We start from the raw sequence: 11,411 nt of genomic DNA on the forward strand, positions 1-11,411 counted from the left end.
TCAGGGCTTTTCGGCCAGCGCCTTCAGCGTGTTCAGGCCGTCCTCGAAGTCCTGTCCGACCATGCGGTCCATGTTGACGAACACGCCCATCAGCTTGGACATGAACGGCGACGGGCCCTGCATCGCCCAGGTCACCTGGGTGCCGCCGCCCTCGGCCTTCAGCGTGAAGTCGACGGTGTTGTGCGCCTCGAAGGGCTTGACGAAATCCAGCTTCAAGCTCACCTGCGAAGGCGACTGCACGGTGGTGATCTCCATGCTGCCGACACCGACCTTGTCGCTGTCCCACCCGTAGCGGGCGCCAGGGCCGGCGCTGAGGCTGCCGTAGGTTTCCTTCAGCGCCGGGTCCTTCTTGCGCCAGGGGTTCCAGGTGTTGAAGCCTTTCAGGTCGTTGATCAGGCCGTAGACCCGTTCGGGCGGCGCCTGGATGCGCTGGCTGCGCTCGATGCGGAACGTATCCGGCCGCGTCGCCGCATAGATCAGCAGCAGCACCAGCGCGGCGAGCACGACGAGGGCAAGGGACTTGAGCATGGTCGGGGCCTCCTGTGGCGTGATGATCGCTGATCAGGCATGAGCCGCTCGGCGACCCATGCCACCACGACGCGCCACCGGGCACCGGATCGACAAGGCCGCAGTGCTCCTCGGGAAAACCCCAGACCGGAATCTCGGATCAATCCAGCGCGATGTCGTAGCGCAGGAAACCGCGCCACTGCCCCACGCGGTCGTACAGCGCGCGGGCGCGGGCATTGTCCTGGTGCGTCAGCCAGTACAGCCGCGGTGCGCCCTGCGCGCGTGCCAGCGCCGCGAGGTGGGCAATCAGCGCCGCGGCCAGGCCCTGGCCGCGGGCTTCTTCGGAGACGAACAAGTCCTGCAGGTAGACCGCATCGGTCGACCACAGCGAGGTATGCTGCATCCAGTGCGCGATGCCCAGCACCCGGCCGCCCTGGCGTGCCGCGAGGCCATGCACGTCGCGGTTGGCGAGCAGGCGCTGCCAGGCCGCTTCGTAGCCGGCGTCGCTGACGTCCGTCTTGTAGAAGGCCTTGTAGCCGCGCGCCAGCGGCTCCCAGCCGGCGCGGTCGCCGGCCTGCAGCGGGCTGATGTGCAGCGTCGTCATCGCGCGGCCCCCGCCATCGTCGCTTCGGCCTGCAGCATGCTGTCGGCGGTCGCGTGCTGTGCCGCCTCACCACTTGCCCGCAGGCCCTGCACCACGCCGGCGCGGTCGGCCGCCGGGCGGTTCTGGCTGAGCTTGAACTTGCCGACCAGCGAGACCAGCGGAATGCGGATGCCGACGATGGTGCGCAGCAAGGCCTCGGTGAACTCGGGCGGCGCGTCGTCCGGGGTCCAGGGCCTCGGCTGCGTGGCCTCATGCCGCGCGGTCAGGCGCGTGACGATGTCGCGCACCGATGCCGGATCGTCCAGCACCTGCAGTGGGCCGCGGGCCTGCACCATCGCGTAGTTCCAGGTCGGCACCACCTTGCCGTGCTCGGCCTTGCTGGGGTACCAGTTCGGGCTGACGTAGGCCTGCGCGCCCTGGAAGACGATCAGCACGTTCGCATCACGTGCCTCGCGCCACAGCGGGTTGGCGCGCGCCACATGGCCGACCAGCGTGCCCAGCGGCTGATCGGGCAAGGGCCCGGGCTCGACGACGAACGGCAGCGCATTGGCCACCGGGCCGGCCGATGCGTCAGCGCCGGGCGTGACCAGCAGGCCCAGCGGATGGGCACGCAAAAACTCGTGCAGCGGTTCAGGCCGGGTCTCTTCAAAATGCTTGGGCAGGTACATCGGGGTCACTCCACGAGTGAAGGTTCGCACAGCACTTCGCTGCGCACGGAGTTGGCGATGTAGCAGGCTTCGTGGGCGGCATGGTGCAGCCGCTCATGTTCGGCGCTATCGGGGCGTTTGTCGCCGGCAAAGCGCACGCGTGGCCGCAGGGTCACGCGGGTCATCGCCATGCGGCCCTGGGCGTTGGGGGCCATCACGCCGACGGCATCGTCGACATAGTCGTCGACCAGCCAGCCGGCCTGCGAGGCGTAATCCAGGAACCACAGCAGGTGGCAGCTGGACAGCGCGGCAACGAAGGCCTCCTCGGGGTCGACCGCCGAGGCGTCCGACAACGGCACCCGCACCACGTGGGGCGACGACGAAGCCGGCACCCGCGCGCCGCCGTCGAACAGCCAGTCGTGGCGACGGCTGTAGCGCTTGTCGACAAAGGCTTCGCCCTGGCGCTGCCAGGTGATGCGGGCGGTGTACTCGGCCATCGTGGGGTTCCAGGTCGGGGTGAATTGGCCCTCAACCTTAACGCGCTATGCTGCCGATCAAGGAACCAATTCAGGGCCGGCGACGGAACCAATATGCAGCGCGTGAACCTGCGCCAACGCGTCTACCTGCAGCTGCGCAGCGCCATCGAGCAGGGCACGCTGGGCGCCGGCACGCGGCTGCCGCCTTCGCGTGAACATGCGCAGGCGCTGGGCGTGGCGCGCAACACCGTGCTGTGGGCGCTGGAGCGGCTGCGCGTGGAAGGCTTCGTGCAGGCCCGGGTGGGCGACGGCACCTATGTGGCGCAGGGCCTGGCGGCGCTGGCGCCGCCCTCCGCGCGCTCGGGGCCGCGTGCCGCGCTGATCGGCGAGGCCTGGCTGTCGCAGCGCGGCCGGCTGATGGCGGATACCGCGCTGCGCTGGCGCCCGCCGCTGCAGGCGGCGGCGCCGTTTCGCATCGGCGCGCCGGAAATCGCGAGCTTTCCGTTTGCGCTGTGGGACCGGCTGGCGCGCAGCATCGCGCCCCAGGCGCGCCACGCCACCGCGCAGTACCTGGACCCGGCGGGGCTGCCGGCGCTGCGCGAGGCCATCGCGCACTGGCTGCTGGTCTCGCGGGGCCTGAGCTGCACGGCAGAGCAGGTGCTGGTGACTTCCGGCTCGCAACAGGCCATCGACTTGATCGGGCGACTGCTGCTGGATGTCGGCGACGAAGTGATGGTCGAAGACCCCGGCTACCCCGGCATCCGCGCCTGCCTGCTGGGCCATGGTGCGCAGGTGCGGCCGGTGGCGGTGGACGGCGAAGGGCTGGACATCGCCGACGGCGCTGCACGCTGGCCCGCGGCGCGCCTGGTGGTGGTGACGCCGACGCACCAGTTCCCGCTGGGCCTGCGCATGAGCCTGACGCGCCGGCTGGCGCTGATCGACTGGGCCCGGCAGCACGGCGGCTGGATCGTCGAGGACGACTACGACGGCGAATTCCAGTTCGGCACGCACCGCATCGCCGCGCTGGCCAGCCTGCCACATGCCGAGCGCGTGCTCTATGTCGGCACCTTCTCGAAGACGCTGCACCCGGGCCTGCGCCTGGGCTTCATCGTGCTGCCGCCCGGGCTGGCGCCGGCCTTTGCCGCGGCCAAGGCGCTGGCCGACCGGCACAGCCCCGGCGAGCAGCAGGCCGTGCTGGCGCGCTTCATCAGCGAAGGCCACTTGCTGCGCCACCTGCGCCGCATGCGAGAGCTGTACCCGCAGCGCCAGGCGCTGCTGATTGAAGCGCTGGCGCGCGCCAGCGGCGGCGCGCTGCGGCTGGCGGCGAGCGAACAAGGCATGCACCTGATGCATGAAGTGAGCGGCCGCCGCAGCGACGTGGCCTTGTCGGCCCGCGCGCGGGAGGCCGGTGTGTTCCTGGCGCCGCTGTCGGGCTATGCGATCGAATCGGGCCGGCGCGGCTGGCTGTTCGGCTATGCCGGCTACGACAGCGCGGCGCTGCGTGATGCGGCACGGCGGGTCGGGCCGCTGTTCGCCCGGGGCTAGGCCCTCAGCTGGGCCCTCAGCTAGGCCTTTTGCGAGGCCTTCAGCAAACGGTGCAGCTTTGCCAGGAAGGCATCGAAGTCCAGCGGCTTGGTCCAGTAATCGGTGGCGCCGGCCTCCCGCGCCTGCGCCACTTCGTCCGGCATCGCGCTGGCCGACAACGCGACGATGGCCAGCCCCTGCGTCGCCGGGTCGGCGCGCAGCGTGCGCAGCACCTGCAGGCCATCGATGTCGGGCAGGTGCATGTCCAGCAGCACGACATCCGGCTGCAGCGAACGGGCCAGCGCGATGCCGTTGCCGCCGTCTTCTGCCTGCAGCAGGCGCACGTCGGGCCAGCGTGCCAGCAGTTGCTCCACCAGCAGCAGGTTGACGGGGTTGTCCTCGATGTAGAGCACCACGCCCGCGGCGCTGCTGTCGTGCGCGGCGGCGGCCACGGGTGGCGGCGCCGGCGCGGCGGGCGCCATGGGCAGCTGCAGGCTCACACGCGTGCCCTGGCCCAGCTGGCTGTCCAGCGCCAGCCGCCCGTGCATCAGGCGCACCAGTTGGCGGGTCAGCGACAGGCCGATGCCGGTGCCTTCGATGTCGCCACGTTCGCGGCCCAGGCGGTTGAAAGGCTCGTACAAATGCGCCAACTGCTCCGCGCTCATGCCCAGGCCGTTGTCGATGACCTCGATCTGCACCGCCGCGTCCTCGGTCCGCCACAGCAGCCGCACCGTGCCATCGGGCCGGTTGTACTTGACGGCGTTGGACAGCAGGTTGATCAGCACCTGGCGCAGCCGGATCGGATCGGCCAGCACCCAGGTGGGCGCCGCGCCGGCCGGTGCCTGCAAGTGCATGCTGACGCCGTGCTCGCTGGCCAGCGCTTCGGTCATGCGCAGCGCTTCGTCCAGCAGGGGTTCCAGCGCCAGTGCACGCGGCTCGATCTGCAGGCGGCCGGCCTCGATGCGCGCGACATCGAGCACGTCGTTGATCAGTGCCAGCAGATGACTGCCGGCCTGGCCGATGTGGTCCAGCTGCGCCTGCTGGCGCTCGCTGAGCCGCTCCACCACGTCCTCCTGCAGCAGCTTGGAAAAGCCCAGCACCGCGTTCAGCGGCGTGCGCAGTTCATGGCTCATGCGCGACAGGAATTCGGTCTTGGCCCGGCTGGCGGCCTCGGCCTCGGCCTGGGCCTGCCTCGCCTGTTCGGCGCTGCGCAGCTCGGTCACGTCCAGGCTCATCGCCAGCAGGCAGGGCTCGCCGAGGTAGTCGATCACCTCGCCGTTGAGCAGCGCATCACGCAACTCGCCCGGGCGCGTGCGCACGCGCACCGGCAGGTTGTGAACGCGGCGGTTCAGGCGCAGTTCTTCGTACATGCGCTGGCGGTCGGCTTCGAGCAGGCCGATGCCCAGGTCGAGCATGGCATGGCCGATGATCTCTTCCCGCGCCACGCCATAACGGGCACAACCGATGTCGTTGATGTCGAACACCCGCTGGTCAGCCAGGGCCACGATGACGGTGGTGATCGGTGCGCGGTGGAACAGCTGGCTGAAGCGCGCATAACCGGCCTCGGCCTCGCGCAGTGCCTGTACGCGCGCGGCTTCTCGGTCGATGCCGTCCAGCGCGAACGAGAGGTCGCCGCACATCTGCTGCACCAGCTGCACCACGGCTTCGTCGAAGAAACCGCTGACATCGGCGTACAGCCCTAGCGCGCCAATGACTCGGCCGCCGCGGCAGAGCGGAAACACCGCCATCGTGCGCAGCCCCTGCGCCAGCGCGCGGCTGCGCCAGGCGGCGGCGCGCGGGTCGTTCGGGTAGTCCGCGCTGAGCGCCGGCACGCCTTGCTGCAGCGCCTGCAGCGTGATCGGGCAGGCGGTGTCGCCGCTGGCGAGGTCCCGGCGCTCGGGCAGGCCGGCGAAGAAGGCCGCGGCCGGCCCGGCGCTGGCCGCCTGCCGCACGAACGACCCGTCTTCCACCAGGTTCACGCAGCTCAAGCGGGCATGGCCGGTCTCGACGCAGATGCGGCAGATCTCGTCGAACAGGCGCTGCGCATCGGTTTCGCGCACCACCCGCTGGTGGGTCTGCGACAAGGCCGTGTAGAAATGCTGCAGCCGCTGCGCGCGGGCCTGCGTGATGCGCCGTTCGGCCGCCTGGCGCGCCATCACGGTCCAGCCCAGCGCCAGGCCCACCAACACCGCGAGCAGGCTCAAGACACCCAGGCTCCACACGCTGCTCGGGCGCTGCACGGCCAGGCCGCCGGCCAGCCCGATCAGCAGCAGCACCGCCAGCAGGGCGCCGAGTCGTGCCCTGAGCCGCCCAGGGGTGTTCATGGCCTGCATCCTGCCCCAGCTGGGAGGGACGCGCAATTCATCGGCCGGCGCCCGCTCAATCGACTTCGCGCCGCCAGACGTTGGCAATCGCCTTGATCTTGGTCCAGCCCGACAAGCGCTCGTCGGACAGCGCATCGAGGTAGTCCGACAAGCGCTTGGACTTGACCATCGTGAACACCGTCAGCGCCGTGGTCAGGCCGAACACCAGCGAGAAGAACGCCACGCGGCGCGACAGCGGTGCATCGGCCTCGGCCAGCAGGTTCATGCCGAGGAAACCGGTGGTCACGGTGCCGATCAGGCCGAAGATCGTCACCACCGTCAGCCGGACCACGGTGTTGGCCTGGCGGCGCAGGCTGTCGGCATCGAGGTAGGCATTCATGTCGGCGATGCGTTCCTTGACCTCGACATACAGCGGCGCCAGCCCGAGGTGGTCCGACGCCAGGCGGAACAGCGCGCGGGACTGCGCCTGCTCGGCGATCTCGCGGAACCAGTAGCGGTGGGTGAAGCGCAGAAAGCCTTCGAAGCTGGAGCGGATGGCACGCTTGAAACGCTTGACGCTGCCGGCATCACGCACGTTCAGCCGCTTCAGCGCCTCGACCAGGCGGTTGCTGTACATCAGCAGCGCGGCCTTCTGGAAATGCACGATCAGGAACAGCAGGAAGTGCTGGTGGCGGAACTGCGCCAGCACGCCGCGGTCGGCGCAGCGGTAGAACTGCGACTCGGCGCGGCCGACCACCACCAGCGCGTGGCCGCTGCACATGTAGCGCGTGTCCGGCGCGTCCCCGCCGGGGGCCCAGAAGCGGTCGTAGCAGTAGCGGGCTTCGAAGTCGGCGACGTGGCGCTCGCCATAAGGCAGTGCGTCGGCGCCAGCGCCGGCCGCACCGGTCACCAGGCCCAGGCGCACGAAATCGTTGCGGCTCAGGGCGCAGGGATCGTCCAGCGCCAGGTAGGCCATCATCGGCATGCGGTGGTATTCGATCTGGCGGTAGCGCAGCACGCCATCGTCGGCGGCTTCGGGCGAGTGGTCGGCGGCCAGCGGCTCGAGCATCCAGGCCCAGTGCGCGGCGATGCGGGGCGCACGGTGTTCGGCCACATGGGCCAGGAAGGCGTCGCGCTGGCGCGCATCGGACGCGGCCAGCACCTGGCCCTCGGCGCCCAGCCATTCCACTTCGCTGAGGCAGTGCATCGGCTGGCCCAGCGCGTCCCAGCCCGGCGGGTAGGCGCGGCCGAAGCGATACAGCAGGTCTTGCGCCAGCGCCAGCGGCAGGTCGTCGGTCTCGACCTCGACATTCAGCAGCACGATGTCGACATCGAGGAAGAAGTACAGGTCCACGTGCACGACACGCAGCGTCAGCGGCGCGCTGCCGGGCCGGGTGACCACGCGCACGGCCTTCACGTCGCGGCGGCGGAACACCCGCATCGGCGCAGCGCCCGAACCATCGTCGCTGTTCCGCCCGGCGCGGCCTTCGCCATACAGGAAGCGCTGCACGTAAGGCAGGAAGGTCACGAACTCGTTGTAGTGCCGCTCGTGGAACTGGCTGGCGTCGCCGGTGTACTCATCCACCTGCTCCTGCCACGGCGAGGCCGTGCCCAGGTCGCGCAGCACCTGCCAGGGTGGGCCGGCGTCGTCCCCGGCGGCGCCGCGCGCCGGCAGCAGCTGCAGCGGCCACAACAGCACCTGGCGCAGGTGGCGCACCGGTGTGGCGCGGGTGTCCGTGGGGGAGGCAGGGCTCATGGTGCGATCGAGTGTAGGGCGCCGTTCGCCGCGGCCGCACTGGGCATTGCCCCGGGGGAGAAAGGCCTGCGCGGGCAAGCCCCGATCGGGTGCGCGCTGGCGGCATGGGAACATTGCACGGCGCGGCGCCGTGCATGAATCTTGCGGAGCGCCCTGAGCCATCGATGCCAGCCTGCCCCTTGCCCAACCTGAGGAGTTCTTTCATGTCCTTGCCGACCCTTGCCCGCCGTGCCCTGCTGGCGGGCGCCGCGGCCACCACGCTGCTGAGCGGCCTGCTGAGTGCCACACCGGCAGTTGCCCAGGAAACCCCGATCAAGTTCCAGCTCGACTGGCGCTTCGAAGGCCCGGCCGCCTTCTTCCTGCTGCCCGTCGCCAAGGGCTACTTCAAGGACGAGAAGCTCAACGTCACGGTGGACGCCGGCAACGGCTCGGGCAATGCGGTGAACCGCGTGGCCTCGGGCACCTACGACATGGGCTTTGCCGACCTGGCCGCGCTGATGGAGTTCCATGCCAACAACCCCACGGCGCCGAACAAGCCGGTGGCGGTGATGGTGGTCTACAACAACACGCCCTCGGCGGTGATCTCGCTGAAGAAGAGCGGCATCAAGACCCCGGCGGACCTGGCTGGCAAGAAGCTGGGCGCGCCGGTGTTCGACGCCGGCCGCCGCGCCTTCCCGGTGTTCCAGAAGGCCAACGGCGTGGGCGCCGTCAACTGGATCAGCATGGACCCGCCGCTGCGCGAAACCATGCTGGCCAAGGGCGACGTCGACGCCATCACCGGCTTCTACTTCACCAGCGTGCTGAACCTGGAGGCGCGCGGCGTGAAGGCCGAGGACGTGGCGGTGATGCTGTACCCGAACCACGGCGTGAAGCTGTACGGCAACGTGATCATCGCCTCCGAAGAGATGGTCAAGAAGCGACCGGAACAGGTCAAGGCCTTCCTGCGCGCCTTCACCAAGGGCGCACGCGACGTGCTGGCCAACCCGAAGGCGGCCACGGCCATCGTCAAGGACCGCGACGGCATCGTCAACAGCGAGCTGGAAGAGCGCCGGCTGCGCCTGGCCATCGATTCGTCGATCGCCACCGCCGATGCACGGGCCGAAGGCTTCGGCGCCATCAGCGGCCCGCGCCTGGCGCTGATGGCCAGCCAGGTGGCCGATGCCTACACCACCAAGAGCCGCATCGACCCGGACGTGATCTGGAACGGCAGCTTCCTGCCGACGGCCGCCGAACGGAACATCCTCGGCGCGCCGAAGAAGTGACGCGGGCCGAGCGCCGGGCCGCTCCCAAGCCGGCCCGCATTCCCTCGGGGGATCGACTGAGGTACTCCTCGGGCGAGGGGCAGACATGAGCTTCGTCGACTTCAACGGGGTCTGGCTGGCCTACAACGACGAACTGGCCGCGGCAGGCCACTACGCCGTCGAAGACATCAGCTTGCAGGTGGACGAAGGCGAGTTCATCGCCATCGTCGGCCCGTCGGGCTGCGGCAAGTCGACCTTCATGAAGCTGGCCACCGGCCTGAAGCGGCCGACAAAAGGCAGCATCCACATCGGCGGCCAGCCGGTGACCGGGCCGCTGAAGATCACCGGCATGGCCTTCCAGGCGCCCAGCCTCTTGCCCTGGCGCACGACGGTGCAGAACGTGATGCTGCCGCTGGAGATCGTCGAGCCCTACCGCTCCAGCTTCAAGCAAAAGCGCGCCGAGTACGAAGCCAAGGCCCGCGCGCTGCTGCAGAGCGTGGGGCTGGGCGGCTACGAGGACAAGTTCCCATGGCAGCTCTCGGGCGGCATGCAGCAGCGCGCCAGCATCTGCCGCGCGCTGGTGCACGAGCCGAAGATGCTGCTGCTCGATGAGCCCTTCGGCGCGCTGGACGCCTTCACCCGCGAAGAGCTGTGGTGCACGCTGCGCGACCTGCAGGCGCTGCAGCAATTCAACGTGATCCTGGTGACGCACGACCTGCGCGAAAGCGTGTTCCTGGCCGACACGGTGTATGTGATGAGCAAGAGCCCCGGCCGCTTCGTCGTGCGGCGACAGATCGACCTGCCGCGCCCGCGCGACCTGGAGGTGACCTACACCCCGGCCTTCACCGACATCGTTCACGAGCTGCGCGGCCACATCGGCGCCGTGCGCAACCCATTCGGCAACACCTTCGGCAAGGCCGCTGCAGAGGCGGCCAAGCCATGAAGCCGAAGACACTGGAATCCTGGTCGCCCTGGGTGCTGCTGATCGCCGTGCTGCTGCTGTGGCAGCTGATCTGCAGCGTTTTCAGCGTCAGCGAGTTCATCTTCCCCAGCCCCGTGCGCATCTGGCAGCAGCTGCTCGAATTCAAGGGCGAGATCGCCAAGCATGCCTGGCGCACCTACTGGGTCACGATGCTCGGCTTCGGCATCGCGATCGTCGTGGGTGTGCTGCTGGGCTTCCTGATCGGCAGCTCACGCCTGGCCTACGCGGCGATCTACCCGCTGATGACCGGCTTCAATGCCTTGCCCAAGGCGGCTTTCGTGCCGATCCTGGTGGTCTGGCTGGGCATCGGCGCCGGCCCGGCGGTGCTGACGGCCTTCCTGATCTCGTTCTTCCCGATCACCGTGAACATCGCCACCGGGCTGGCGACGCTGGAGCCCGAACTGGAAGACGTGCTGCGCGTGCTCGGCGCCAAGCGCTGGGACGTGCTGGTCAAGGTCGGCCTGCCGCGCTCGATGCCCTACTTCTTCGGCTCGCTGAAGGTGGCCATCACGCTGGCCTTCGTCGGCACCACGGTCAGCGAGATGACCGCGTCGAACGATGGCATCGGCTACCTGCTGGTCTCGGCCGGCAGCTCGATGCAGATGGGCCTGGCCTTCGCCGGCCTGGTGGTGGTGGGCGCGATGGCGATGGGCATGTACGAGTTCTTCTCGGTGCTGGAAAAGCGCATCACCGGATGGGCGCATCGGGGCTCGCAGGGCGCTTGACGCCGCCGCCCCGCCGCCACGGGGCGCAGCGTCAAGGCACCGGGCAGGACTTGGTGTCCGGCGCGGCGCAGCGCTGGTAATCCTTGCCGAACGGACCGTCGAAGGTGGCGCAACTCATGCCGCTGTCGCACTGCGGCGAACTCGATCGGCAGGGTTGGCATTCGTCCCCTTCGCCATCGCCGACGTCCTTGCAGGACATCAGCAGCGGCAGCAGCAAGGCCGCGGCGACACAGTGGCGCCAGATGTGCTTCGACATGGATCCCCTCCTCCCTGATGAACAACGGAGTGTCCTCACCGGGCCTCCGCGCTGGCGGTGCAAGCCGCGTGCAGCGCGTTGATTGTGGCGCAGGCCGGCGTCGCTCGGCAATCCCGCTCAGCGGACCACTCGCAGCTCGGCCATCACTTGCTGCGCCAGCGCCAGCCGCGACACGGCCGGGCCGGCGCCGTCGCGCGACAGCGCGATCACGAATTCACCGCCGTTCTCGACGAAGCGCTGCTCGCGCAGCCCGAAGCTGCCGATCTCGTGCAGGTCGTTGACGATCAGCCGAAAGCTCGACGGCGTGAACTGCCAGGCATGGATGTCGTGGAAGTCGTCGCTGTGGCGCACCTGGTCGTAGATCGCCTTGGCATCGGCCAGCGGGCGGAA

The 11,411-nt window shown here is 69.4% G+C and carries 12 protein-coding genes; 4 read left to right on the forward strand and 8 right to left on the reverse strand.

What is annotated here, in order from left to right; genetic code table 11:
* From VLK61_RS20050 to VLK61_RS20065, 4 genes are all read right to left on the reverse strand, one after another.
* On the reverse strand, positions 1–528 hold the full coding sequence (locus VLK61_RS20050) for an SRPBCC family protein (RefSeq protein WP_325423396.1): 528 nt from the start codon (positions 526–528) through the stop codon (positions 1–3).
* A gap of 139 nt (positions 529–667) precedes the next feature.
* Complete coding sequence (locus tag VLK61_RS20055) at positions 668–1,111, reverse strand: GNAT family N-acetyltransferase (protein ID WP_325423397.1); 444 nt, start codon at positions 1,109–1,111, stop codon at positions 668–670.
* Positions 1,108–1,779, reverse strand: coding sequence for an FMN-binding negative transcriptional regulator (locus tag VLK61_RS20060; protein WP_325423398.1), 672 nt, complete (start codon positions 1,777–1,779; stop codon positions 1,108–1,110). The genes VLK61_RS20055 and VLK61_RS20060 overlap by 4 nt, the downstream gene beginning before the upstream one ends.
* Positions 1,780–1,784: 5 nt before the next feature.
* Positions 1,785–2,255, reverse strand: a complete 471-nt coding sequence (locus tag VLK61_RS20065) for an OsmC family protein (RefSeq protein ID WP_325423399.1) — start codon at positions 2,253–2,255, stop codon at positions 1,785–1,787.
* Between the two features lie 93 nt (positions 2,256–2,348).
* On the opposite strand from VLK61_RS20065, the gene VLK61_RS20070 reads away from it, so the two are divergent.
* Complete coding sequence (locus VLK61_RS20070) at positions 2,349–3,779, forward strand: PLP-dependent aminotransferase family protein (protein ID WP_325423400.1); 1,431 nt, start codon at positions 2,349–2,351, stop codon at positions 3,777–3,779.
* 20 nt (positions 3,780–3,799) lie between these two features.
* Here VLK61_RS20070 and VLK61_RS20075 read toward each other — a convergent pair whose 3' ends face one another.
* On the reverse strand, positions 3,800–6,082 hold the full coding sequence (locus VLK61_RS20075; protein WP_325423401.1) for a hybrid sensor histidine kinase/response regulator: 2,283 nt from the start codon (positions 6,080–6,082) through the stop codon (positions 3,800–3,802).
* A 55-nt stretch (positions 6,083–6,137) separates the two neighbouring features.
* Positions 6,138–7,817, reverse strand: coding sequence for a hypothetical protein (locus VLK61_RS20080; RefSeq protein ID WP_325423402.1), 1,680 nt, complete (start codon positions 7,815–7,817; stop codon positions 6,138–6,140).
* 203 nt (positions 7,818–8,020) lie between these two features.
* On the opposite strand from VLK61_RS20080, the gene VLK61_RS20085 reads away from it, so the two are divergent.
* The 3 genes from VLK61_RS20085 to VLK61_RS20095 all read left to right on the forward strand — a co-directional run bounded on the left by VLK61_RS20085 (position 8,021) and on the right by VLK61_RS20095 (position 10,765).
* Positions 8,021–9,079, forward strand: coding sequence for an ABC transporter substrate-binding protein (locus VLK61_RS20085; RefSeq protein WP_325423403.1), 1,059 nt, complete (start codon positions 8,021–8,023; stop codon positions 9,077–9,079).
* 85 nt (positions 9,080–9,164) lie between these two features.
* Positions 9,165–10,001 (forward strand): ABC transporter ATP-binding protein, encoded by an 837-nt coding sequence (locus VLK61_RS20090; protein ID WP_325423404.1) that lies wholly within the window; start codon positions 9,165–9,167, stop codon positions 9,999–10,001.
* Positions 9,998–10,765: an ABC transporter permease gene (locus VLK61_RS20095; RefSeq protein WP_325423405.1), complete on the forward strand. Its 768-nt coding sequence runs from the start codon at positions 9,998–10,000 to the stop codon at positions 10,763–10,765. Before VLK61_RS20090 ends, VLK61_RS20095 begins: the two co-directional genes overlap by 4 nt.
* A gap of 31 nt (positions 10,766–10,796) precedes the next feature.
* Here VLK61_RS20095 and VLK61_RS20100 read toward each other — a convergent pair whose 3' ends face one another.
* The gene (locus tag VLK61_RS20100; protein WP_325423406.1) at positions 10,797–11,021 is read right to left on the reverse strand and encodes a hypothetical protein; all 225 of its coding nucleotides are present in this window, start codon (positions 11,019–11,021) and stop codon (positions 10,797–10,799) included.
* A gap of 117 nt (positions 11,022–11,138) precedes the next feature.
* The coding region (locus tag VLK61_RS20105) for a hypothetical protein (protein ID WP_325423407.1) at positions 11,139–11,411 on the reverse strand (273 nt) is incomplete at its 5' end.

The sequence above is a fragment of the Aquabacterium sp. genome (genome assembly GCF_035476535.1).
Taxonomy (GTDB): Bacteria; Pseudomonadota; Gammaproteobacteria; order Burkholderiales; family Burkholderiaceae_C; genus Pseudaquabacterium.